Source organism: Aestuariibaculum sediminum (assembly GCF_014596945.1).
GTDB classification, from domain to species: Bacteria; Bacteroidota; Bacteroidia; order Flavobacteriales; family Flavobacteriaceae; genus Aestuariibaculum; species Aestuariibaculum sediminum.
Genome location: NZ_JACVXB010000002.1, coordinates 24,048 through 47,874 on the forward strand (window position 1 = coordinate 24,048; position 23,827 = coordinate 47,874).

The 23,827-nt window shown below is 33.8% G+C and carries 23 protein-coding genes; 17 read left to right on the forward strand and 6 right to left on the reverse strand.

Features of this window, described 5'->3' with window-relative positions:
• Nucleotides 1-198 precede the first annotated feature (198 nt).
• From ICJ83_RS05140 to ICJ83_RS05150, 3 genes are read left to right on the forward strand one after another with little or no spacing between them, the layout of a single operon-like run.
• Nucleotides 199-492, forward strand: a complete 294-nt coding sequence (locus tag ICJ83_RS05140) for a helix-turn-helix domain-containing protein (protein ID WP_188229311.1) — start codon at nt 199-201, stop codon at nt 490-492.
• Entirely contained in the window at nt 489-1,067 is a 579-nt protein-coding gene (locus ICJ83_RS05145) for a hypothetical protein (RefSeq protein WP_188229312.1), read from the forward strand. The genes ICJ83_RS05140 and ICJ83_RS05145 overlap by 4 nt, the downstream gene beginning before the upstream one ends.
• Nucleotides 1,064-1,726 (forward strand): P-loop NTPase family protein, encoded by a 663-nt coding sequence (locus ICJ83_RS05150; RefSeq protein WP_188229313.1) that lies wholly within the window; start codon nt 1,064-1,066, stop codon nt 1,724-1,726. Before ICJ83_RS05145 ends, ICJ83_RS05150 begins: the two co-directional genes overlap by 4 nt.
• A gap of 95 nt (nt 1,727-1,821) precedes the next feature.
• Here ICJ83_RS05150 and ICJ83_RS05155 read toward each other — a convergent pair whose 3' ends face one another.
• Entirely contained in the window at nt 1,822-2,478 is a 657-nt protein-coding gene (locus ICJ83_RS05155; RefSeq protein ID WP_188229314.1) for an N-acetylmuramoyl-L-alanine amidase family protein, read from the reverse strand.
• Between the two features lie 176 nt (nt 2,479-2,654).
• Between ICJ83_RS05155 and ICJ83_RS05160 the strand changes: the two genes are divergently transcribed.
• From ICJ83_RS05160 to ICJ83_RS05210, 11 genes are all read left to right on the forward strand, one after another.
• The gene (locus ICJ83_RS05160; RefSeq protein ID WP_188229315.1) at nt 2,655-2,942 is read left to right on the forward strand and encodes a hypothetical protein; all 288 of its coding nucleotides are present in this window, start codon (nt 2,655-2,657) and stop codon (nt 2,940-2,942) included.
• Between the two features lie 11 nt (nt 2,943-2,953).
• A complete protein-coding gene (locus ICJ83_RS05165) occupies nt 2,954-3,232 on the forward strand; it encodes a hypothetical protein (protein WP_188229316.1) in 279 nt (92 codons plus the stop codon).
• Nucleotides 3,225-5,630 (forward strand): TraG family conjugative transposon ATPase, encoded by a 2,406-nt coding sequence (locus ICJ83_RS05170; RefSeq protein ID WP_188229317.1) that lies wholly within the window; start codon nt 3,225-3,227, stop codon nt 5,628-5,630. The genes ICJ83_RS05165 and ICJ83_RS05170 overlap by 8 nt, the downstream gene beginning before the upstream one ends.
• A gap of 30 nt (nt 5,631-5,660) precedes the next feature.
• Nucleotides 5,661-6,242 (forward strand): SPFH domain-containing protein, encoded by a 582-nt coding sequence (locus ICJ83_RS05175; RefSeq protein ID WP_188229318.1) that lies wholly within the window; start codon nt 5,661-5,663, stop codon nt 6,240-6,242.
• Between the two features lies 1 nt (nt 6,243).
• Complete coding sequence (locus ICJ83_RS05180; RefSeq protein WP_188229319.1) at nt 6,244-7,080, forward strand: hypothetical protein; 837 nt, start codon at nt 6,244-6,246, stop codon at nt 7,078-7,080.
• 11 nt (nt 7,081-7,091) lie between these two features.
• A complete protein-coding gene (locus tag ICJ83_RS05185; RefSeq protein WP_188229320.1) occupies nt 7,092-7,703 on the forward strand; it encodes a conjugal transfer protein TraK in 612 nt (203 codons plus the stop codon).
• Nucleotides 7,704-7,715: 12 nt separating this feature from the next.
• On the forward strand, nt 7,716-8,645 hold the full coding sequence (gene traM / locus ICJ83_RS05190; RefSeq protein ID WP_188229321.1) for a conjugative transposon protein TraM: 930 nt from the start codon (nt 7,716-7,718) through the stop codon (nt 8,643-8,645).
• A 120-nt stretch (nt 8,646-8,765) separates the two neighbouring features.
• A complete protein-coding gene (locus tag ICJ83_RS05195; RefSeq protein WP_317173260.1) occupies nt 8,766-9,452 on the forward strand; it encodes a DUF4138 domain-containing protein in 687 nt (228 codons plus the stop codon).
• Nucleotides 9,453-9,823: 371 nt separating this feature from the next.
• Nucleotides 9,824-13,117 (forward strand): hypothetical protein, encoded by a 3,294-nt coding sequence (locus ICJ83_RS05200; protein ID WP_188229322.1) that lies wholly within the window; start codon nt 9,824-9,826, stop codon nt 13,115-13,117.
• A gap of 533 nt (nt 13,118-13,650) precedes the next feature.
• Nucleotides 13,651-13,824 (forward strand): adenylosuccinate synthetase, encoded by a 174-nt coding sequence (locus tag ICJ83_RS05205; RefSeq protein ID WP_188229323.1) that lies wholly within the window; start codon nt 13,651-13,653, stop codon nt 13,822-13,824.
• A 271-nt stretch (nt 13,825-14,095) separates the two neighbouring features.
• Entirely contained in the window at nt 14,096-14,896 is an 801-nt protein-coding gene (locus tag ICJ83_RS05210; protein ID WP_188229324.1) for a Rossmann-fold NAD(P)-binding domain-containing protein, read from the forward strand.
• 280 nt (nt 14,897-15,176) lie between these two features.
• Here the strand turns inward: ICJ83_RS05210 and ICJ83_RS05215 are convergent, their stop codons facing one another.
• The 5 genes from ICJ83_RS05215 to ICJ83_RS05235 form a co-directional block, all read right to left on the reverse strand.
• Nucleotides 15,177-15,365 carry a hypothetical protein gene (locus ICJ83_RS05215; RefSeq protein ID WP_188229325.1) on the reverse strand — a complete coding sequence of 63 codons (189 nt, stop codon included), beginning with the start codon at nt 15,363-15,365 and terminating at the stop codon, nt 15,177-15,179.
• 152 nt (nt 15,366-15,517) lie between these two features.
• Nucleotides 15,518-16,501 (reverse strand): ABC transporter permease, encoded by a 984-nt coding sequence (locus ICJ83_RS05220; RefSeq protein WP_223154601.1) that lies wholly within the window; start codon nt 16,499-16,501, stop codon nt 15,518-15,520.
• Between the two features lie 8 nt (nt 16,502-16,509).
• Nucleotides 16,510-17,466: an ABC transporter ATP-binding protein gene (locus ICJ83_RS05225; protein ID WP_188229326.1), complete on the reverse strand. Its 957-nt coding sequence runs from the start codon at nt 17,464-17,466 to the stop codon at nt 16,510-16,512.
• A gap of 6 nt (nt 17,467-17,472) precedes the next feature.
• The gene (locus ICJ83_RS05230) at nt 17,473-18,246 is read right to left on the reverse strand and encodes a COG1470 family protein (protein WP_223154602.1); all 774 of its coding nucleotides are present in this window, start codon (nt 18,244-18,246) and stop codon (nt 17,473-17,475) included.
• Between the two features lie 479 nt (nt 18,247-18,725).
• Nucleotides 18,726-19,910 (reverse strand): exo-alpha-sialidase, encoded by a 1,185-nt coding sequence (locus ICJ83_RS05235; protein ID WP_188229328.1) that lies wholly within the window; start codon nt 19,908-19,910, stop codon nt 18,726-18,728.
• Between the two features lie 340 nt (nt 19,911-20,250).
• On the opposite strand from ICJ83_RS05235, the gene ICJ83_RS05240 reads away from it, so the two are divergent.
• Genes ICJ83_RS05240 through ICJ83_RS05250 form a run of 3 tightly spaced genes read left to right on the forward strand, consistent with a single transcriptional unit; the run spans nt 20,251 to nt 23,827 of the window.
• Nucleotides 20,251-21,804 (forward strand): alpha-N-arabinofuranosidase, encoded by a 1,554-nt coding sequence (locus ICJ83_RS05240; RefSeq protein WP_188229329.1) that lies wholly within the window; start codon nt 20,251-20,253, stop codon nt 21,802-21,804.
• 43 nt (nt 21,805-21,847) lie between these two features.
• Entirely contained in the window at nt 21,848-22,831 is a 984-nt protein-coding gene (locus ICJ83_RS05245; protein WP_188229330.1) for a glycoside hydrolase family 43 protein, read from the forward strand.
• Nucleotides 22,832-22,840: 9 nt separating this feature from the next.
• The gene (locus tag ICJ83_RS05250) at nt 22,841-23,827 is read left to right on the forward strand and encodes an arabinan endo-1,5-alpha-L-arabinosidase (protein ID WP_188229331.1); all 987 of its coding nucleotides are present in this window, start codon (nt 22,841-22,843) and stop codon (nt 23,825-23,827) included.

Sequence of the window (23,827 nt, forward strand, 5' to 3'; positions counted from 1 at the left end):
ACTCAAAAAAGGACTCCAAAACACCCCAAAACGTGTCAAAAATCAAAATGTTAAAGTTTGACGTAACTACGAACGTCTTACGTAATAAATACATCAAAAGGATTCAGCTTTGCCATTAGAAAGTCAAATCAATGCAAAGTCGCCCAAAGGTTATTTAAGGGATTTCTCGGGCGGCTTTGTTTTTTAAAATCAAATCTTATGGCAGCAACAATTATTACCACAGATGATCTTTATGAATTTAAAATTGAATTACTGGAAGATCTAAAAACACTTTTAAGTAATGAAACTGAGAGTCGGTCCAAAAAATGGTTAAAATCTCCAGAGGTGAGAGAACTTTTGGGAATCTCACATGGTACCCTTCAAAATCTAAGAATTAACGGCACCATTCCATACTCTAAAGTGGGCGGGGTGTTGTTTTATGATTATCAGGATATCATTAAGGTGATAGAAGAGAACAAGATTCATAATAAATTTAAAAGAAAAGGATCATGAAAGATGTGAATTATATTAAGCATATGAACGCTGTTTTAATGCAGTTTTCTCTTGATGAACGTTTAAATGCAACCCATGTAAGCCTTTATTTTGCCTTATTTCAGCTTTGGAATTATTATCATTTTCCAGAATCATTTTTTATCAGTAGAGAAGATGTTATGAAAATGGCAAAATTGGGGTCAAAATCAACTTATCATAGGTGCTTAAAGGAGTTACATCAATGGAGGTATTTAGAATATTCGCCCTCTCATAATCCATTCAAAGGAAGCCAAATTATGATGTATCAATTTGAGACAAGTAGTGGTACAACCACTGGTACGACCACAGGTACAGCCAGTGGTACAAGTGCTGGACAAGCTGTGTACCAACACCATCCCATTTCAGGGACAAGCAGTGGACAAGTAGTGGGACGTAAAATAAAACATATACAAACGGGAATAAACAATAAAAACAATAATAAACCTGGACATTTAAATTTTGAAGGTTTTTCAGAAAAAAACAAACGAAATGGCAGTGTCCCATATCAGGACAACTTAAAAACGGAATCAAAGAAAAAATATGATGAGCCGTTATGAAACAGATTCAGCCACATATCATCATCGATGGGGATAAGAAGTTTGAGATCGGGGAATTGCAGGGCAATAAAGTGACCTACAATTTTGAAAGCATTCTCAGTTACTTGCAAAACAAGGGACAAGGGGAGTTTGGAACCGCCTTTAAACTGGACAAAGAAGATCGGGATATTCTCTTCAGACTTTGTAATTACTTCATCAAAGACGAAGAAAACTGCAAACGTCTGGGGATTGATACGGCCAAGGGTATTTTGCTTAGTGGTCCAGTGGGGTGTGGCAAAACCACGCTCATGAAATTACTTAGAACCATCGTTCCTCATCAGAAGCCTTATAAAATTATCCCATCCAGAAATGTTGTATTTGGGTTTAATCACCTGGGCTATAAAACCATTGAGGATTATGGCGATAGCCACTACCTGTGTTTTGATGATCTAGGTATAGAGCCACTGGGCAGACACTACGGTAAGGACTGCAATGTGATGGGAGAAGTTATCCTGTCTCGATATGAGCTGTTTTTACAACACAAGATCAAAACCCATATCACCACCAATCTTAATGCCCAGGAGCTTGAAGAGCGCTATGGTAGTCGGGTACGCTCTCGAATGCGAGAGCTGTTCAATTTGATCGCCTTTGATATGACCGCCAGGGATAAACGTAAATAATTATTTCCCGCTTGTTTTAATATACTCCCGGAAGGTTTTGTAGCAAGCCATGATGATGGTCTTTAGATTGGTAAGCAGTTCGATGTAAATGGTTTTCATAATTTTGGATTTAGATAGTTATAAAGCCCTTCAAGTAAAGCCAGGGCAATAGCCGTAATGTGTTTTGGATTAGAAAAATAGGTAGCTTCTTCTTTTCTGGTGATAAACCCCACTTCAATCAAAACAGCTGGAAAAGCATCTGAAGCTTGTCTAAGGACAGCTAAATTGGCTCTTTTTACACCTCTGGAGTGAAATCCCAGCCGCTCATGATAGGTTTTCAAAATATGACTGGCCAGATGACATGAGGATTCATCATAGCCACCTGATTTATTTGAGGTAAACACTTCAATACCCTTGGCGGCTGAACTAGAAGCATTGCAATGGATGGATGTAAAAGCATTAGCGTGAAGCGTTTTAGCTAGCCTGCTGCGATCAGGTAAGGACACTAGAGTATCTGAGTATCTGGTCAGATACAACTCCAAATGGTCATTCCAAAGGTCTCGGTTTAATTTTAAAACCTCTTTTGCTATGGCCAGGGTGATGTTTTTTTCCTGAATTCCAAAGCCTATAGCTCCAGAATCAATACCTCCATGACCGGGATCAATAATTACGATTTTCTTAAGGGAATCACCTTGAGCAAATACTAAAGCGATTTTTAGGAAAACTAGAAGAAAAATGACGTTTTGCCTCTTCAATTTTAGATTTTGAGTCATGATTTTAAAGTTTTAAGCAGTTGATTTTCATATGATTTGATGCGGATTGATGCGAAATCAATTCAAACTAATTCAATGAATATTATTTATGTAAAATATTGAAAATCAGATAGTTGAATGCAAATATATTGTAATTTTATAACAACGAAAAAGTTGTTAATCAAAATACAAGTCAGATGAAAAAAGCAATCTATTTTACAATCTTAAGTTTTTTGATCTCAGGAAGCAGTTTTGCTCAGATTGGAGGTATCGAACAATCGGTTAATGATGTGTCGGATACCATCCGAAGTGTCTTTCCCATCATTCTAGGGGTGATATTCTTAGTCGGTTTCTTGTTTAATGCCGGTCACTTCTTTGGTGAGAATTCAGATTTAAAGAAAGGTATTACCCGAGTGTTGGTTTTTGTATTAATAGCAGGTGCTGTGGTGGGCATTTTTACTTACCTGATTGGTATTGTTGTCTAATCTGTGGTGGTATGAAACAGTCCAAGGTGTATAAAGATATCAGAAAGCAAGCCATGATTATGGGGCTGCCTCTAGCATTGTTTGCGCTTTTGATGACCAGTGTGCTGGTCTCTTTACTGGTGATCATCTTTTCTTTTAGTGTGCTTATTATTGTTTTGATTGTTGCCTTTAACCTTGGACTGTATATCACCTTAACGCACCTAGCCAAAGGGCATTTGAAATGGCAGCTTAAAACGAGTTTTCCCAAAACTATCAGTTCAAAAAAACTAAGCCCTATACATTATGAATAAATTAAACTTCTTAGAATATTATCCGATTTTAGATGTGCAGGATCATGTGATTTTTGCCTCCAATGGTAATGTGATTCTTGGATATACCTGTGATCTTCCCGAGATCTACTCCTTGTCCGAAGCTGATTTCGAGGTCATTCATGGGATATGGTTTCAGGCTTTTAAATCACTACCCGTGGGTACTGTCATTCATAAACAGGATATCTATCATAAAAGCAGTTATACCTCAGAAGATTTGCCGAATACTTCCTTTTTAGAACAGGCTACGGCGAATCATTTTAAAGGTCGGGATTATCTAAAACATGAATCCTATCTGTTTTTTACCATGCCAATGAATAAGGGGATGAGCACTGCAAAATATATAAATCCCTTTATAAAATACGACAAAGGGATTTGTAAAACGGTAGATCGCCAGGTTGAGCAGTTCATGACCGCTGTAGGAGATGCGGTGTCCTATGTGAATAATAGCCGTAAACTACAATTACAGCCTATAGATATAGAAAGGGTTGAGAACTTGACCTGGCAGTATTTTAATGGTTTTAATCAGGGGTTTCTAACGGATATGAATCTGAATGCTAAAGAAATATCGGCTGGAGACCATCAGTTTGATGTCCTGGCTATTAATAATGAGGGCTGCTTTGGAGAACTAGTCGGGTCCAGTAAAGTTAATGATCGGTTCACTTCAGATGATTTTAGTTTTCATCAGGGGTTTATTGATGGTATAGGACTCAGTTTAGATGAGAATCATATCATTAATCAAATCATTTATTTAGATGATAAGCATAAATGGCGTAAGCTACTAGAGAAGAAAATAGAAGAACTGAAGAAGAGCTCTAATTTCGGCACTCAAAACAAAGTCATTTTAAAAAAAATAGAAGATGTGGTTGCCCAGATTAACGAGGATGAAACTTCTAAAATCATCAGAGGACATCTTAACGTCATGTTTTGGGCAAAGGATAAAGACAAATTAAAAGATATTGCCTCCAAAATCAAGGCTGAGTTTAAGGAACTCGATATGCTGCCGTATTACCCAAAAGGGGAGGAGCGCAAACATTATATTTTAAATTCCTTTTTTTGCCATGCTTCAAACTTCTCAAATGAAGATCTGTATGTTACCGATTTAAAGCACGCCTTGTGTTTACTAATTAATAATACCAATTATAAATCGGATGCTACCGGTGTTATCTTTAATGATAGACAATTCAATATTCCTGTGCTAAAGGATGTATGGGATGAAGGGAAGAGACGCATCAAGGCACGCAACTTTGCCATTTTTGCCCCGACTGGAGAAGGGAAGTCCTTCCTGGCCAACAATATACTTAGGCAGTACTTTGAAAGTAAAGTACGTCTGGTGATTATTGACCTGGGAGGCTCCTATTCCAAGTTTGCCAAACTCTACCCAGAGGATCATATCATTTTAAGATATGAACAAGGTAAGAACCTTGGGATTAACCCCTTTTATATTGAAAGTAAGGCGGATATTACCCCGGAGCGTTTAGAGGATTTATCCATTTTTATTTTAGAGTTACTGGCTACAGGACAAGAGGCTACTAAAGCTCAGGAAGTGGCTATTAAAAAAGTGCTTAGGCACTATTATTTACAAGCCAGGGATAAAACATATTCTCTTTCTGGACTGTATCAGTTTGTAGATAATCGAAAGGATCAGTTGCTAAAAGATCTGGGGATTCAGGAGAGGTATTTTAACCTCTATGATTTTCTGCATGTGTTATCGGAGTATGTCGGCGATGGCCTTTATAGTTTTCTTTTCAATACAGATGCAGATCAGACCTATAAAATTGAAGATAAAAGGCTTATTGTTTTTGAACTGGATGAAGTTCGAGACAATAAGGAGATTCTATCTGTTATGCTTAAGCTTATTAAATCAGCCATTCAGCGTACCATTTGGAGAAACAGAGCTGAGAAGGGAATCATCCTGTTCGATGAGTTTGCCAAACAACTGAAGTTTAAAAATGTTCTGGAGAGTGTTGAGTTTTACTATCAAGCCATCAGAAAGCAAAACGGAGCTATAGGTATTATTCTTCAATCCATAAATCAGCTCCCTGATAATTCAACTTCGGCCAGTATTCTAGAAAATACACAGGTGGTTTATAGTCTGCACAATGAAAAGGGGTATGATGAGCTTAAAAAACGACTGAATCTTTCCTCTCATGATTTGAATCAACTTCGTTCAATCCGGAACAACCTCTCAGGAAAGCGCAAGTATACCGAAATGTTTATCAAAATAGGGAAGACCAGTAATATTTTCAGGTTAGAGGTGCCGAAAGAAGTTTTTGCGGCCTACCTCACCGATGGTCAGGAGAATGAAGCTATCATGGCACTCTATAATAAGACAGGGAATATGGAAAAGGCTATTAAGGCCTACGTAAAAGATATGTAAATCAATGTTTAACCATTAAAAACCATGATCATGAAAAGGAGAATTAGAACCATAGTGTTAGCATTAAGCCTAACTATTTTAGTGCCAGCAGGCGCGGCCTGCCAAGGGCTGCCGGTGTATGATAATACTAATTTTATCAGTCTGGCTAAATCCCTGATTGAATCTGCCAAGCAGACCTCACAACTACTAAAAACTGTTAGTTTTTTAAAAGAACAAAAGGACCGTATTGAGCAGGTCAGTAATGTCATTAAACAACTGAATGCGGTCAAGGAACTCTATAAAAACAATCAGCAGCTCTATAACCTTATTCAGGATGATTTAAGAAAAATCCTGAACTCACCACATATTAGACCCGAAGAGGTTTCCCGAATCTCAGCATCTTTTGATGCGATTATTGAACAATCACTGGAGGATCTGGATTTTGTATCACAGATCTTATCCAGTAATACCCTTAAAATGACAGATGCTGAACGCGCGGTGTTTTTAAAGGAGAAGGAAGATGAGTCTAAAGAGATGGTGGCTGAGATTACCTTGAAAACCAAGCGATACAAAGAGATTATAGCCTTTAGAGATTTGCAGGACCGCATTAATACCAGAGCAACTAGTTATTAAGATGGGCTTTTTTCTTGGCATAGGACTGGAATATGTAGATGCGGTGTTTACCACCATTAAAAGCAGTGACTTTGCAGAGTATACCATTACCGGTATGAAATCTCTGGCGGTGTTGTTTTTCCTAATCAACATCCTTAAGAAATACAATGAGGGCGTAGCTACTAATGAGGGCTACACCTGGGGTCTGAGCCCTGGAGAACTGGCCAAGAATTTTGCGGTGGTTATTTTGGTTATTTTCTCCACTCAGATTCTGGGGGTATTTGATAGTATTCTGGTAGCTATTGAAACACAATACAGAGATACGGCTCCGGCACTCCTCCCGCTTCAAATGCAGGATCTGGATATTGAGCAGGATGTGAGTGTTATGGAAGCCGCCAAAAAAGCCATGATATTACTCTATGAAGCGCTGATGAGTCCACTATTTGGATTAAAGGTGATATCCTTTATAATAGCTCTGTTTCTATGGCTTTTGGATTTATTTATCTATCCACTGTTTTTAGCAGAGCGTTATTTTTTGCTGGGGATTATGCAGGCCTTTTTTCCACTGGTGATAAGTCTTTCTGTTTTTGAAAAGTTTAGAAGCATGGGGTATCATTTTTTTAAGCTCTATGCGGGAGTCTATATGCTGGTGCCGGCTTTTTTCTTGGTCAATGTCTTTGTTAATAATCTCTATACAGAGATCAATACGAATTTCTGGTCTGAACTCTTTGGGACAGATTGGGGAAGCCATCTTTTTGCTCCAGTATTGGAATTAGGATCCATCGGATTTATCGTCTTTCTGAAGTTTAAACTCTATAGAAGAGCGACTTCGTTTACCATAAAACTATTCACTTCTTAAAAACAAAGCTTATGAAAACACCTTTTAAAGATATATACAGCGTTCTGAAGCTTAATCGGTTCATTGTTTATGCCGTTGTGATTGCTGCAGCTGTAGTCAGTATCGTTTCAATACTTCTGGTAATAAAACAGCATAAACAGATGATAGAGAGTGCTTTTGCTGTCAGTACTGAAGGTAGTGTGATTCCACTGAAACTCGTATCACAATATGAGAATCTCGAAGTAGAAGCTTTAGCCCACTTAGAACTGTTCCATAAGTATTTCTACAATATTGATGCTGGCAATTATGAATCTCAACTAGAAAAGGCCCTGTGGTTAGGTAATAGCTCTGTAGATGCCTTGTACAGACAAAAGAAAGCTGATGGGGTGTATAACCGGCTTTTGCAGTATTCCCTAGTGCAAAAGGTAACCCAAATAAGCTCACAAGTGAATATTCAAAAGGAACCTTACATGTTTGAAACGACTACCGTTTTTGAAATCAACAGAGGGTCTGTGATAGATACCTATGAGCTTGTAACTACCGGTAGTTTGATTCATGTGGATCGCAATTTTCCTAATAATACCCATGGGCTACTGATTACAACTTTTTTTGAAAAAGCCTTGAGAAAAATACAAACTGAATAAATCCAAATTAACATGAAAGTAGATAAAAATAAAATAGTCTTTGCATCCCTGATTCTATGTGTGCTTCTGTTTATTGGAGGCTATGGCATCATAGTGATGGGAGATGAGAAAGAACTCGTACTGGATACTAATAGAATACCAGTTCCTGATCTGGCTGATGATAAAAAGGCATATGGATCCAAGCTGGAGGCCATTAATGATCTCAAAGAAGTTAAACAGACCAATGCTCCTAGTATTTATGATGAGCGTTATCTGGACTCTTTAGGAGTTTATGATACTAGTTATGTAGATAAACAAAAGCAGAAGATCGTAGATAGCATCTATAAAAACAGTAGAATCTATTATACAGATGCTACTGAAACTACATCAAATGAAACTCCACAAAACAGCAGTTATTCAGCACTAAAGATTAAAGCCAAAACCTTAGAAGATACTGAAGAAGAGCAGACCGATACAAAAGAACTTGGTTTGGAACATCAGCTATTTTTTGCCTCGAATCCAATAGGAGTGGTGTCAAGCGGAAGAGATAGGCTTATTCCTGTTATTGTTGACGGTACTCAAACCGTTAAGACGGATTATAGAATTAAAATGCGGCTTCTAAAGGATACTGAAATACAAGGGCGAGTATTTCCCAGAAATATGCCAATTTATGGTTTTGTCGATTTTAAACCCAATAGAACCATCATTGATATTAATAATCTCAATCACTATCCTGTTAAACTCAAAGCCTATGACTGGTCAGATGGTAATGAAGGCATATATGTGAAGAATAGCTTCAGAGGCGAAGCGACCACCCAAGTTATTGGAGATGTGGTACAGGATATCAATATAGCCGGTTTGCCTCAGGTAGGTGGTGTAAAAAGCATTTTCCAAAGAAAAAATAGAAGCATCAAAGTGACCGTCCTGGATAACTACAAACTCTATTTGAAAGTAGATAACTAACCTTTAAAATCAATTACAAATGAAAGCCTATTTAATAATTACAATATCATTGGTAATAACAACTTCTACGTTTGCTCAAAGAGTAGCTCTAGATACTATATATGCAATGACAAGATTAATGTGGTGCTATTTTTTCCGGATTATATCAGGCAGGGGATAACTGGATCTGAAGACTTTGTGTTTACCTATAATAGAGAAAAGAAACAGTATTTTGGATTGCTTCAGGCACGCCCTGGAAATGATAGTAACCTTTTGGCTATTACTGATGATGGACAGGTGTATTCGTATATCATTCGGTATCAGGATTCGATTTCAAAACTCAACTATTTTGTTCCAAAATCAGAAAGTATAGGTAATGAAAAGCCTAATTCTAAGCCAATAAATATAGAAAGACCTAAACCAAAACATAAGGATTATGACTACTATGAAAAATTTAGTAAGTATCTGTTAGGTTTGGACTTTCTAACAGATCGATCTAAACGAAAAGACGGTATTGTATTAAAATTATTGGAAACGAGATATCATATAGATGAAGTGTACATGGTATTTGAGATTAAGAATAAATCCGAGATTGATTTTGAAATAGATTATTTGAAAGTGTTTAGGGTTTCAACAAATAAGAAAAGAAAAGCTTCGTACCAGCAATTAGAATTGGACATTAATTATAAATGTGATTTTCCTGAAAAGGTTGCAAATGGAAATTCAAAAAGGTTTGTTTATGTCTTACCTAAATTTTCGTTAGGTGAAAATGAATTTATTGGATTAAGTTTAGTTGAACAGAATGGCAATAGAAAAATTAAATTTTAAATAGATTCAATGAAGCAGCCGGGAAGAAAGTATGCTTCAGTATATATTTACTGGAGCTTTTCTATTTTAATAAAGTGTTTCATCTGTCCATTCAGAATAATAGTTTAAATAACCAACTCAGGTAAGATTAACTCCAACTCTTTAATCTGGTCAAAAATCTTAAAAACTCCATTTGTAATTCCCATTGTTTATTTTGAAGGAGTTCTTGTTTAAGGGTATCATCTATATTGACTTTCTTCTTTTTTTCATTCATAAATAATATTATTAATTTATTCAAAGGTAGGAAGTATCTTATTGTTGTAAAAAAATGTAATTTTATTAGTTAGATTTTATAATGGAATCATTTTAACTAAGACAATAAACATCCTATTATGACACTAAATGAGAATCAGAAACTAATTCATAATGGTTTAAAAAGTATCGGAGAGGAAATATCTGATTTTTATTTAAGTGGCTTATCAATGATAGCCGATGAAGGATTGCCTTCGAGAACATATTTAATAGCACATTCAGCAAGGGAGATTGATGGTGGAATTAGAGATATTTTAGCCCCTAAGGAGGAGAAGTCAAAAAAGCAGAAAGAATTATCATTAGAGGGTGAATTAAAAGATACTAAGGGGCATGTTGCTTCTATTTTGGTAGCGATAGATTTACCTATTGATGACCCTTTTGCGTTGGAATATATTGATGTAGCAACAAAGTTTGTTAAATATACTCATAGAAGTGGTGCATTTAAATCTTCAAGAGATTCAACAGATATAATATTCTTATGGGAAAGATATGAATCAATACTGCTTAAACTATTAGGCAATTTTATTAATCAATTAAAGCAGATAGAACGAATATTAAAGTTTGACAAACCTACGGAGGAAATACTTCACACAATAAAAAATTTATTTAAGAATAGGCAGAAAGAACATTATTTTTTTTCAAATTTAAAGAGTGTTAATTGGATTAAACCATTATATAATCATGGTTTTTTTTCACCTGAAACTTTAAAGGATAGATTCTTTTGGAATCAATCTTCATATTTAGAATTCTTATCCAAGCAAATTAAAGATGGGGACATTGAAAAGGAGAATTCTGAAATTTTAGTACAAATAATTAACGAAGTTTGTGAGTATTCTGTTCAGAAGAAAGAGATAAATAATTATAGAATCTGGTATACCTTTATTACCATACTAAGTAATATTCCTAAGGAGTTTATAAGTGATGAAATTATTGGATATTTAAATATCTTTTTTGATACAAGACATGAGAATGTTCTTGAAAGTGAAGCTATTTTTAAACTGTTGAATTCATATTTTTTTGACAAACAAGAAGCTGTCAATTATAAAGCAAGAATTGAGAAAATTGTCAAATTAGTTTTTGCGATTTCGGATAAAGAGAAATTTATTGATCGCTCAACATATGAAACAGGTAAATATCATCCTATAGTAAGGTCTTATAAATTAAAGGAGACTTGTAAGAAAGAGGAATTTTATAAACCTATTGCTAATTTTTGTTCGAATGAAGTGATTTTTTTTGTTGCTGATAATTTATTAGTCTACTTGGAATCTGAATATATAAGTAGTTTTCAAATTCGAAGTATTTATTATTTGGATGAGGAAGATAGGCACTCTTATTCTATTCAAACAATTTATACTACCTTCCTTAAAAATTGTTGCTTAGAGATTGCTAGTTCTTCAACTGAAAGGATTAATGAAATTATTTGGAAATTTTTAAAAAATTATAAGCATAGTCATTTTATAAAAATCTGTTTATTCATAATTTCCAAAACATGGAGTCAAACCAAATATATATTTTTTGAATTAATTAAAGAAAAGGATAGGAAGAAATTATTTTCTAATTCGTTTTGGGGAGATGATCTTTACTTTTTTTTAGAGGAAATTTCTGTAGAGTTGGAGCATCACGAAGAGTTAATATTAGAACAAATAATTGAAAATGGTTCACAAAATAAAGATTATTATAACAAAGAAGTTTATTTGTTAGATTATAAATTAAGGTGGTATTCTGCTTTAAGTTCTAATTTTTATTTTAAGGAGAAGTTTGATTTTTTGAATCAAAATTTATTAAAATCTAGGGAAGAGTTTAGGCCTGAGCCTAATGTATCAATTACTATAGGAAGCAGATCGCCAATTAGTGTTGATGAGATTAATTCAATGGAGATTGTTGATTTTACCGAGTTATTAAAATCCTTTGATCCAGTTAGAAGTTTTAAAAGTCCTTGCGTAGAAGGGTTAACAGGTAATTTAGAAACTGTTGTTAGGGAAAATCCAAATTTGTTTTGTGATAATTATAAATATTTTTTAGGTGTTCCATATAGGCATATTTCAAGTATTTTTTATGGTATTACTGAAACATTTAAGAATGGAAATAACCTTAATAAGGAGAATGCTATTTTATTTATTAGAGAGTATATTAATCAGGAGGAGTTTGGAACTAATAGGCTAAAGTTAAAAAATGCATCCTTTAAATATGATCATTTATTAGTTATATCTAGTTTCTGTAGATTTATTTCATTTGGTTTGAGAGAAGATAATAAGGGTTTTTCGGATGATTTATTACCAAGTGTCGAGGGTATTATATTTAGTTTTATATCGACTGAATATGAAGGTATAGGTAAATTGGGTTCTGCTATGCATGCTATTAATAATACAACAGGAGTAATAATAGGTTGTTTACTTGAATATTCTCTTCGGAAAGCACGTTTAATAAAATCAGATATTAATAAGAAAGAGGCTAGGTGGTCTATAAAGGAAAAGGAAAAATTTGATGTTTTAGTGGAAAAAGGAGTTCAAGAACTCTACATGTATTTTGGGTGGCGCAGAAGAAATTTCTATTTCTTAGATTATGAATGGACTAACAATCTAATAAAACAAATACCTAAAAAGGATACTCAAACAATAAAATCTTATTTTGGATGTCACCTATTGGATTATAATACTTCGGAGTTGGATTATAAAATTTTCAAGGATATTTATATCAAAGCTATAAATGAAAATTGGCAAATTGAAGATTCAACAATGGGAGATAATTCAATAGAATTACACTCGGCAGTTTTTTACATTTTTAATTTTGAAGATTTAAATAAAGATGAAATTATAACATTAATATTTGATCAAAAGAAGATAAAAAGAATAAGAAAAATAATTCATTCTTTGTCTTTTAAGTTTGATCAATATTTTAAAGAATTAAGTCCGGAAGATAAGGTTTTATTTAGAAAAAAAGTATTCAAAGTATGGGAAAGAACTTTAGCTGTTTTAGAAGAAAGTACAGATGTTGGAGCTAAGGAAATGCCAACTCTTTTTTATCTTATGAAGTACATAGATGAATTGAATGATGAAAATTATAATTTAATAAAAAGAACATCAAATTTCGGTAGACAAGGAAGAGATTTTGATGAGCTAATAAAAAATTTGAATAGGCTAAAAGTACAAGGCGATACTGAAAAAAGCGGTATTTATGCCTGCAATATATTTGTTGAGGCTGTTTTTAATGATTATTATTATGCGTCAATTATGCAAAATGAAATAGTTGAATTTGTTGCATATTTTTATCAGCAAAATTCTTCTAAATTAAAGGAATATGCTGATAAAATATGCAATCAATTTGCAGAAAATGGACAGTATTTTTTAAGAGAGCTTTATGAAAATCATAATTAATAATGGGCTTTATGTAAAATGTACTATATGTGTAATTGTAATTTAATTTATTTGCTAATAAATAAATATTTGTTTTTGGTATATTTGTAATTTACTGAAAATCAATAAATATTCCGATTCGGTCAACAATTCGGTCAACAGTAGATGTTTTGAAAGTTAAGAATGTTGTAAATATAGGGTGGGAGAGATTCAGTTCGAATCCTGTCGCGATCACTGAAAGCTTCACTAGAAATAGTGGAGCTTTTTTGTTTTTATGCCTTTTTAATAATTTTCTCTGGGTTCAATATGGTTGTAAAAAACGAAAATAGAGAACTGCTTACAGCAAAAAAAATTAAGCATGACTGAATTTTAAATAAGCCCTGGATTAATAATACTTCATATTAAGAATTAGATTATGGTATCTGCTATTTATGTTGTTTAATTTCCGTACCATATAACTTGCGGCTATTCTAAATATTAAAAAAAACCAGGCACGAAGTATGTTTGTATTGTATAATTTATTCCTTATCTTAAGTAAAAATCAATAGGATACTATGAAAATACTTAGTTTATTAAATTTTTATCTCCAATTACCACCAGGTACGCAAAACCCAGACGATAATGCACCATTAGACTTTACAGATCCATTTAATGTAATCATATTTATTGTTTTACCAATTGTTGCAGTGGTTTTATATTTTGTCTGGCGGAAACAGAAGAAAAAATAACGAGAAATGATAAAATAATTTAACCATGAGAAATTCCATAAATTATGTTTTCTAATATCAAAAACTTTTGTTTTCAGCTAAGTATAGCTATAAGAGAACCTGAGCGATTAAGGAAAGCTTCACAGAAATAGTCGCGCTTTGTTTTATTTAAATACATTGTTCTTAATGGTTTTAATATGCTTATTTTCCTAAGAGAGGCTTCAGTTGTATGATTTTCACTCTTACTGTTGTAATTAACTATATTTGAGTTTAAAAATGGAATTTAATTTTAATGACTTTAAAAACATCTAAACCTAAAAAATTAAAAATTGGAATACTTGGCTGTGGATGGTTAGGTATTCGTATGGTAAAAATATGGAAATCAGATAATTTTATTTATACAACAACTACAACAAAAGAAAAGATTTCAAAATTAGAAGAGGAAACGGTACATCCTGTTTTAGTTGATTTTAAAAATGGGGATAGGAAAGATAATTGCGATGATTGGCAAGCTATGAAGTTATTAGATGTTGTGGTGATTACTGTACCTATTAACTCTCGGAAAGATAGAAATATTGACAGTATAGAAAATAAGCTTAAAAATTTATTTGCTTTTTTAGGTGATTTTAAGGGGCAAGTTTTTTATTTGAGTTCCACAAGTGTTTATCCTAATCAACCTAAAGAATTTATTGAAGAAGAAATGCCTATTGACAAGGTATTTGTTGAAAATGAATTAAGACAGCGGTATCCTCAGATAAATATATTACGATTAGGCGGGTTAATGGGGGATGACAGGCAATTATCCAAATATAATGTTTCAAATTTAGAAGCTCCTGTAAACCACATTCATTTTTCAGATGTTATTGGTGTAATAGAAAAAATGATGGCAGTTAAATCTTCTTCGAAATTATTTAACGTCGTAGCACCCTTGCATCCCACTAAAAGAGAGGTAATTTCAATTCAAAAAGGACAGATCTTTAATGCTCAGGATTTTGATGGAATTTCAGCTAAAATGGTGTCTTCAAAAAAAATAGAAAGAGATTTAAATTATAAGTTTATTTATCCTAATCCCAGTAGTTTTCATTTAATATAGGCTATATCAAATATCTTTTAAAACTCATAGATTTTCAAAAAACAAAAAGAGCATTTTGTTAATGGCAGATAGGGTATAAAAAATTGAATTAATTATGCCCAACAGGTAATAGAAAAAGCTTTTTTTATTAAGAATTTTAGAAGGTATAAATAAACTTTTTTTAACTCTAATAGTGGATTCGATATAGGTTTTTGAAAAAAGTATATTTATACGTTTTGTTAATATGAATGAAACAGGGAAAGTGAAAATAAATACTTTCCCTGTTTTTGTAAATATACATTTAGCTATGTATTGGGTAAGCTTTTTTAATAGATGATGAATCGTTGTAGAGTTCAAAATCAGTGCTTAATAGCATTTTATTAAAAAGGTTTTCATTAACTGTTACTGGAATTTTTAGATAAGGGAATTTTATTTGATATGACTTCCCTTTTTTTCCTATCAATTTAATTTTTAAAGGTTTTGTTTCCATAATTAAAAATCTTTTAAAAAGGTTAAATCGAAAATTCAAAGTATCTTAATCTGAACAAATTTTATTCCAAGATAAATTTGCGCTGAAATAGGTTAAAATTAATGTGATGCACTTTTAATTTCATGAAAAAATGTCATTTAAAATAGAAATAGCTAGCATTTTATCTCCTTTCGCATGAAGAAATAATAAGCCAGTGCAAAACAAACAATTGTTGCGGATATTAAACCGCTAACTTGAGGCCATACAATTAAAAGACTATCCCTAATAGGTAATGAATTGGGAATTGCTCCTGCCAATTCCTCCATACTCATAGGCCCAAGACTTCTAACTTTAGGCATTAATAGCGTTGTGGTGGCATCGGTATACAATTGATTAGGCGACATATGAAATAAAGTCTCAATCCAGGAATATCGGCCAGGAGAAAATAGGCTTGATTTTGGCGTTATGACTTTGGAAACGATATTAATTATAATATTATAGAAAATAGTAAAAAATAACCAAAGTCCTATCGATGCTATGGCTGCCGTTGCTGCCTGTTTAAATTTAATTGAAAATATTATAGATAAACTAAACCAGAATTCAACGTAAAACACACAAATAATAATGTAACTAAGTATTCTAATGACTTCCTCTATTTCAATTGGTACGCCTGTTATAAGTAAACCTCCACCAATCATGAACAAAGTTAAGGATAGAAACATTGTACTTATTAGAATGGTGACACTAATGAATTTAGATAATAGAAGATTATCTCTATAAACGGGTTGTGCCATTACTCTTATAAGTGTGCCGTTTTGCTGCTCAGAATTAATAGCATTAAACCCAAGGCTTATGCCTAATAAGGGGCCTAAAAAACTGATAAATACATGAAAGGGGGGGAGGGTTCCATCGGTAGTAGTTAATAGTTTAAGATAGACCAATAAATGGTCGGGATCTTTAGTATTAGAAACTGCTGAACTTAAATTATTTATTGCTACATACAGAGATTCAAAAAAGGTAAAAGCAATAATTAAGGATAGAATAATAAACTGCCAACTTCTAATGTGGTCGGAAATCTCTTTTCTAACCATAACCCAAATGGGAACGCTCTTGTTTATTGATTTACTAAAAGAGAAATCAGTATAAGATATTGCCATAATTGTTGTTATACGTTTAAGTGTTGGTTTTCAAAATATTTTTGATAAATATCTTCTAATCCATAGGTTTTTTGATGAACACTAGTAATGTTATAGTTTTGTTCAACCATAAACCTTACAATGTTAGGAGTTAAGATCTTATTACAACTTATAAGTATTTGATTTCCTTCTTTGTGGATATGTTCTACTTTGGCTAGTTGTAATAGTTTCAACTCTTCTTCTTGCGTTAGTTTAACTGGCTCGTCAAGGGTAATGCTTATTTGATGAGATGTTTGCGAAAAAAGTTGTTCTGATAATTGCTCAATATTTCCTTGAGCCAATAATTTTCCTTTTACAAAAATTCCAACGCGATCACATATTTTTTGAACCTGATTTAAATGGTGCGATGAGAGTAAAACAGTAAGTCCATGTTTGCGGCTTAGTGTTTTAATTAGTTTTAAGAAGTCTTTTACTCCGCTTGGGTCAATTCCAAGCGTAGGTTCATCCATAATGATAACCTCAGGCTGTTTAATTAAAACATCTGCTAGCCCCAAGCGTTGCTTCATCCCTCTGGAGTAAGTAGCAGTTTTAGAATTAAGGTATTTGTCTAAACCTACAACTTGCATTAATTTAAGCGCTTCCTTTTCAGATTCTTTACTCGAAAGTCCATTTAATTCACCAATATAAATTAAATTTTCTAGTCCAGTCATATGGTCATAAAAACCAACATTATCCGGCATATAACCAACTTTACTTTTAACAGCAATAGGGTTAGATATTGAGTTGTGTCCACAAACTTTTGCAATTCCGGAAGTAGGTTCTATTAAACCTAACATCATAAGAATTGTAGTTGTTTTTCCGGCTCCATTAGGTCCTAGTAAACCAAAAATTTCCCCTTTATGTATGTTAAGGTTTAAATGATTTACTACATGAATAGAACCATAGCGTTTGGTGAGCCCTTTAAGTTCTATAATTGATGTTTTCATGGCTAATTATCTTCTACCAAATTTGCGAATCAAAATATAAACTACAATAATAGCTGTTAATATAATTAGTGCTCCTAAAACTCCTGAGGCCAGCGAAGTAACTACCGATATTCTGAAGGTAGCTTCATCTTTTGAGTTCGCATTTTTTGCGGTAAAGGTGCTCATGTAATCACCCGCAATAGTTTTGTCTGGTACGGTTAGAATAGCCGTAATATTTTTTGTTTCACCAGGAGATAGCCTATCAATTTTTGAGGGTTTAAAAACAGCGCTCCATTTTGGCGGTGTTTTACTATTTAGTTCAATATCATTTAAATTTAAAGAACCTGTATTTTTAATAGTTAACAGAATTTCCTCTTGATCTCCTTCTGTAATCTTTTCACTAAGTCTGCCTGATGGAGTGCTTATTTTTAATTCATACGAGCCACTTACAACGGCCTCTAAATTTAAAGTAAGAGATTCTTTTAATGATTTTGCAATTACTGAAACTTTATATTTATCTGGTTTGGCTTCGTATGAGGGAAAGAGTTCTAAGTTAATTATTTCCCTTTTACCATGGTCCACCTTGATGGAAGTAACTTGCTTTCCTTTGGTTTTAAAAATGCCTCTCCAACCTTCCGGAACTTTTGTGGTTAGCTGGTAGACCTGATCTTCAGAGGTGTTATTTTGAAGTGTCGTAGTATAACGAAACACCTGCCCAATTGAAGTTTCAATATTAATTAAATCGGATGAAAAAGTAGATTTTAAATCTTTCTCCTTAGAATCTTGATTTTGAGCGTTCAAGGTTGGGTGAAATCCTAAAATAACAAAAAAAATAAGATTAATTGATGCGTAGAAACACTTAAAAGTGTTTGGTTTTGATAAATAATTGAATAACATAACAAAACAAAATAATTATTATTAAAAAATGAAATTGATTAATTTATTAATTATAAAATGCTTTATATACAGGCTATTTTTATTTAGAGCATGAATTTAATATTTGAGAAAAAAATATAAAAAGTCAAGAAATAAGTTTGTGAAAATTTTAACAATCCTATCCATGATAGTTTGGCAGAATAGAGTCTTATTTGGCAGATATTACAAGGGTTACTTTTGGTGTTTTTTCATAATTTCTAGGCTAAGGGCTAGTAACTTATTCTATCATAATTTAATTCCAGTTTAATAAAGGAGGTCGAGTCTAGTTTTTAATGAAGTTATTTTAGGCTCAGAATTATGATGTACTCCAGTTCGCTATGTAAGCTTGATGTTTTCAATTTACCTTAATCTAAAAGTAAACTGGAAATGGGTATTCTTGTTAATTCAACCTCCTCTTTATTTGTAGCGTAGGACACATATAGATGTTCTTTCCAGACAACACTTTTAGGATAGCTGTAACCTTTGCGCTTGTATTTTCCAGGGTATTTTAATGTTTGCAAGTCATTATTACCATCTCTCAGCAAAAATGCCTTGTTAAAATTAAAGCCATCTTTACTCAAAGTTATAACAAGTGGAAATCGAGATTTATTTCCGGAGGGATTATTTATCATATACGCCACACCATTAGGTAAGTTTCCAGCGCTTTGTTTTGCTCTGGAATCGGGAGTGTTTATAATAATTGGCGTCGACCAGGTTTTGCCATGGTCAAGGCTAATTGAAGCTAATTTTTTAAATGTGCTATTTTGATCTCTAAAAATCATTACTAAGGCGCCATCTTTTCGATAAAACCAGCTCGGTTCAATTTCTCGACTCATGTTTTTTTCCTTTGCAGGTAAATTTTTCATTTTACCAGAATTCCACCCCCTAATCCCAGAAGGGTCATCGGTATAGAATGGTGTGGCAATTAGTCCAGGTTGCATATGAAAAGCTGTTATTAATCGACCATTTCGGGTGGCATGAACATCTTGTTCTATAATACCTAGAATAGGGTTTGAATTACTATTTTTAACCGGTTTTTCAGCTGTCCAATTCAGGCCATCGGTAGTTGCTTTGTAGGTTGTATGCCCTTGCTTTACAAGCTTGTTTTTAGGCCAAACGCAAATATACGCGACTAACGTGTCTCGATTACTCCACCAGCCTCCACTTGTTTTAATTCCATTTTTCCATTTTTTGGTTAGAGCTTTTGGTTTACTCCAGGTTTTACCATCTAAACTGCGGCTGTAAAATACCTGGGTATCTGGCCCATCTTCATCTTGCCACGAACTTTGCCATTGAGCATAAAGCATACCTTTAAAAGGGTATAGTACAACACCATGATTATATTTGTTATCTGTCTCTTTTGGAGAGAAAATAGTGAATGTTTCAACTTTATCAGGGTAGTTAAGGCCTAATGTTGATGGTTGTTTAAAATTATAAAGGGAATCCACTTTGAATGGAATTTCCTTAGTTTGACCGAAAATAGGAATAGTTGAACAAAGCAGAAAAGATATGCAAAGTTTATTAAAAAAAGCTGTTTTATTATTCTGCATAGGTATTTATTTAGAATGCGAGATATTATTATGGATTTTAAAATGTGAAATTAAGAAATATATTAAATAGATTAATTAGCCTGAATTTAATTGTACTTGTTTCGTTTATGGGATTAGTGGGAATAGAATAATTTCCATTTTTTAATCAAGGTTTTTTCAGTTACGTAATTAATAATATCATTTCCGATGAGTTAATTAACCTTAAAGTAATTATGTTAATGTTTCATTCATTTAATTAATAATGTTGCAAATATTGTTTTTTTTTAATTTATTTGTAAGTGTATCATAAACACTTATTTATGATTCTACAAAACTAGTATCAATTTCATTCCAACATCTAATGACGACTTTTAAAGAAAAATTATTCAAATCTTTAGCCTTATTCTTTGTTTCGACTTCTTTACTGTTTTCTCAAAGTGAACCGACTTCTATTTCAATACAAATTGATGAGCAAGCCCCTATAATTAGTAAACATATATATGGACATTTTACCGAGCATTTAGGTCGCTGTATTTATGACGGTATATATGTAGGTGAGAATAGTAGCATACCAAATACAAATGGTGTTCGTAACGATATTGTAAAGGCCTTAAAAGAATTGCAAATTCCCAATTTACGTTGGCCTGGTGGTTGTTTTGCAGACGAGTACCATTGGAAAGATGGCATCGGACCTAAAGCAGGAAGACCTAATATTTTGAATACGCATTGGGGAATGGTAGAGGAGAATAATGGTTTTGGAACACATGAGTTTTTAGATTTATGTAATTTATTGGGAACAGAACCATATTTAGCAGGTAATGTGGGAAGTGGAACAGTAGAAGAATTAAACGATTGGGTAGAATACTGTAATTACGATGGTAATACCGATATGGCCAACTTAAGGAAAGAAAACGGACAAGATAAACCATGGCATGTAAAGTACTGGGGGATCGGTAATGAAAGTTGGGGTTGTGGAGGTAATATGACCCCCGAATATTTTGCAAATCTATACAGGCAACATGCTACTTATGCAAGAAATTATCCAGGAGCATCGATTAAACGTGTGGCCTCGGGAGCCGATGCCGATAATTACCATTGGACAGAGGTAATGATGCGCGATGTACCACACCACATGATGTGGGGACTTTCTGTGCATTACTACACCCGTACAGGATGGCCGCCAAGAGGTTCGGCGACTAATTTCGATGAAGCCGATTACTTTTTATTTATGGACCATTGTTTAAAAATGAATGAAATTTTGGATAAACACATGGCTATCATGGATAAATATGATCCAAAAAAACGAGTGGCTCTGGTGGTAGACGAATGGGGAAGCTGGTATGCCGTTGAAAAAGGAACTAACCCGGGGTTTGCCTATCAACAAAATTCTATGAGGGACGCCATGATTGCCGGGGTGACATTAAATATTTTTAATACAAGAGTTGATCGAATAAAAATGGCCAATTTGGCGCAAGCTGTGAATGTTTTACAAGCAGCTATATTAACCGAAGGCGAAAACATATTACTTACACCTACATATCATGTTATGAAAATGTATGCGGTGCATCAGGATGCCCAGTTATTACCTTTAAATTTTAAATCTCCAAAATATACATTCGAAGGGAAATCGTTACCGGCAATTTCGGCTTCAGCTTCAAAAAAGGATGGTGTCGTGCATATTTCGTTGGTAAATATAGATGCTAATAAAGAAAATACTGTAGAAGTTGATTGTGAAGCATTAGGAGTAAGTGATTTTACAGCAACAATAGTGACTTCAGATAATTTACAGGATCACAATACGTTCGACAACCCAAACAAAGTGAAAGTTCAAGGTTATAACGATTTTAAGTTTAAAAAGAATAAACTTACGCTAACTATTCCTCCATTTTCTGTTTTAATGCTAGAGGCGAAATAGTATCAATAATGTCATCTTTTAAGTAATTCATAATCCATTAAAAATGAAATTAAAATATTTAAGCTTAGCTTTTTTTATTTTGGCTGTTTCCGCTTGTAAATCTGGTAAAACGACTCATAATAATGAAGCTTTAAAAGCAACCGAAAAGTTTAATAACCCTATAATTACAGATAAATATACCGCTGATGCCGCAGCGATAGTACATAATGATAAAGTGTATTTATATGCAGGGCACGATCAGGCTCCAAACGATGTTAATGCTTACAGAATGCATGAGTGGTTGGTATATTCGTCGTCCGATATGGTGCACTGGCAGGAACATCCATCACCTTTAAAACCAACCGATTTTAAATGGGCATCAGGGAGCGCTTGGGCGTCACAGGTAATAGAGCATAACGGAAAATTTTACTGGTATGTTACGGTGGAGCATGGCAGTATTCATGGAAAAGCTATTGGTGTAGCGGTTTCCGATAGTCCAACTGGCCCTTTTAAAGATGCCATTGGAAAAGCTTTGATTACAAATGACATGACCACGCAAACTAAAATTAGTTGGGATGATATCGACCCTACAGTTTGGATTGATGATGATGGGCAGGCATATTTATTTTGGGGAAATACAGTTTGTAAGTATGCTAAACTTAAACCAAATATGATTGAGCTCGATGGGCCGATTATGACTGTCGATTTACCGAATTTTACCGAAGCACCTTGGATTCATAAAAAAGGCGACTGGTATTATTTATCGTATGCGTATCAGTTTCCTGAAAAAATAGCTTATGCCATGAGTAAAACTATTACCGGGCCTTGGGAATTTAAAGGCATTTTAAACGAAGTAGCCGGAAATAGTAATACCAACCATCAGGCGATAATAGAGTTTAAAGGCAAAGATTATTTTATTTACCACAACGGCAGTATTCCAACACATGGTGGAAGTTTCAGGCGTTCGGTTTGTGTCGATCGTTTGTATTATAACGAAGATGGCACGATGAAACGGGTTATTATGACTTCAGAAGGTATTCAGAAATAAAAGAAAATTATGAATCAACTTGTATCAAAATATGGTTTGTTATTAATGTTTATTAGCACCGTGGCCTTTGCTCAGGATATTCGTGTGCATGATCCTGTTGTTATACAACAAGATGATACCTTTTATTTATTCTGCACAGGACGTGGTATAAGTTGTTTTAGTTCAAAAGATTTAAAGAACTGGGAAAGACAACTTTCTGTGTTTCCCGAAAAACCCACATGGACAGATGAGGTGGTTCCTGATTTTAAAAATCACATCTGGGCGCCCGATGTGTCGTTTCATAACGGCACCTATTATTTGTATTATTCGGTATCGGCTTTCGCTAAAAATACGTCGGCCATAGGTGTGGCTACCAATAAAACTTTAAATCCTTCCGACGCTAATTATAAATGGAAAGATCATGGTATTGTAATTCAGTCGGTGCCTAATCGCGATTTATGGAATGCCATAGATCCAAACCTTATTTTCGATGATGAAAATACACCTTGGTTGTCGTTTGGTTCGTTTTGGAATGGTTTAAAAATGGTAAAACTTAACCCCGATTTATTATCGGTTGCCGAACCTCAGGAATGGTTTACTATAGCCAGACGTGAACGTTCTTTCGATTTGGCCGACACCAATCCTGGCGATGCCGCTCTTGAAGCGCCTTTCATCTTTAAAAAGAACGGATTTTACTATTTGTTCTTGTCCTGGGATTTATGTTGCCGGGGCGAAAAAAGTACTTATAAAGTGGTGGTTGGCCGTTCTAAAAAAGCAACAGGGCCTTATCTCGATAAAACAGGAAAATCGCTTTTTGAAGGCGGAGGCAGTTTGTTGGTTGAAGGTAATAAAAACTGGTACGGTGCGGGGCATAATAGTACCTATACATTCAACGGAAAAGATTATATGTTTTATCATGCTTACGATGCTAATGATAATGGAACACCGAGACTTAGAATATCAGAATTGCAGTGGGATGAAAATGGCTGGCCAAGTTTAAAAACAAAATTAGAATAG

What these genes read in the sequence shown, in the direction of transcription:
- ICJ83_RS05175 (WP_188229318.1), top strand. Translation starts at nt 5,661, where the DNA reads ATGAAAAGGAGAATTAGAACCATAGTGTTAGCATTAAGCCTAACTATT.
- ICJ83_RS05165 (WP_188229316.1), top strand. Translation starts at nt 2,954, where the DNA reads ATGAAACAGTCCAAGGTGTATAAAGATATCAGAAAGCAAGCCATGATT.
- ICJ83_RS05170 (WP_188229317.1), top strand. Translation starts at nt 3,225, where the DNA reads ATGAATAAATTAAACTTCTTAGAATATTATCCGATTTTAGATGTGCAG.
- ICJ83_RS05250 (WP_188229331.1), top strand. Translation starts at nt 22,841, where the DNA reads ATGAATCAACTTGTATCAAAATATGGTTTGTTATTAATGTTTATTAGC.
- traM (WP_188229321.1), top strand. Translation starts at nt 7,716, where the DNA reads ATGAAAGTAGATAAAAATAAAATAGTCTTTGCATCCCTGATTCTATGT.
- ICJ83_RS05245 (WP_188229330.1), top strand. Translation starts at nt 21,848, where the DNA reads ATGAAATTAAAATATTTAAGCTTAGCTTTTTTTATTTTGGCTGTTTCC.
- ICJ83_RS05140 (WP_188229311.1), top strand. Translation starts at nt 199, where the DNA reads ATGGCAGCAACAATTATTACCACAGATGATCTTTATGAATTTAAAATT.
- ICJ83_RS05225 (WP_188229326.1), bottom strand. Translation starts at nt 17,466, where the DNA reads ATGAAAACATCAATTATAGAACTTAAAGGGCTCACCAAACGCTATGGT.
- ICJ83_RS05240 (WP_188229329.1), top strand. Translation starts at nt 20,251, where the DNA reads ATGACGACTTTTAAAGAAAAATTATTCAAATCTTTAGCCTTATTCTTT.
- ICJ83_RS05160 (WP_188229315.1), top strand. Translation starts at nt 2,655, where the DNA reads ATGAAAAAAGCAATCTATTTTACAATCTTAAGTTTTTTGATCTCAGGA.
- ICJ83_RS05145 (WP_188229312.1), top strand. Translation starts at nt 489, where the DNA reads ATGAAAGATGTGAATTATATTAAGCATATGAACGCTGTTTTAATGCAG.
- ICJ83_RS05210 (WP_188229324.1), top strand. Translation starts at nt 14,096, where the DNA reads ATGACTTTAAAAACATCTAAACCTAAAAAATTAAAAATTGGAATACTT.
- ICJ83_RS05205 (WP_188229323.1), top strand. Translation starts at nt 13,651, where the DNA reads ATGAAAATACTTAGTTTATTAAATTTTTATCTCCAATTACCACCAGGT.
- ICJ83_RS05155 (WP_188229314.1), bottom strand. Translation starts at nt 2,478, where the DNA reads ATGACTCAAAATCTAAAATTGAAGAGGCAAAACGTCATTTTTCTTCTA.
- ICJ83_RS05235 (WP_188229328.1), bottom strand. Translation starts at nt 19,910, where the DNA reads ATGCAGAATAATAAAACAGCTTTTTTTAATAAACTTTGCATATCTTTT.
- ICJ83_RS05220 (WP_223154601.1), bottom strand. Translation starts at nt 16,501, where the DNA reads ATGGCAATATCTTATACTGATTTCTCTTTTAGTAAATCAATAAACAAG.
- ICJ83_RS05150 (WP_188229313.1), top strand. Translation starts at nt 1,064, where the DNA reads ATGAAACAGATTCAGCCACATATCATCATCGATGGGGATAAGAAGTTT.
- ICJ83_RS05185 (WP_188229320.1), top strand. Translation starts at nt 7,092, where the DNA reads ATGAAAACACCTTTTAAAGATATATACAGCGTTCTGAAGCTTAATCGG.
- ICJ83_RS05180 (WP_188229319.1), top strand. Translation starts at nt 6,244, where the DNA reads ATGGGCTTTTTTCTTGGCATAGGACTGGAATATGTAGATGCGGTGTTT.
- ICJ83_RS05200 (WP_188229322.1), top strand. Translation starts at nt 9,824, where the DNA reads ATGACACTAAATGAGAATCAGAAACTAATTCATAATGGTTTAAAAAGT.
- ICJ83_RS05215 (WP_188229325.1), bottom strand. Translation starts at nt 15,365, where the DNA reads ATGGAAACAAAACCTTTAAAAATTAAATTGATAGGAAAAAAAGGGAAG.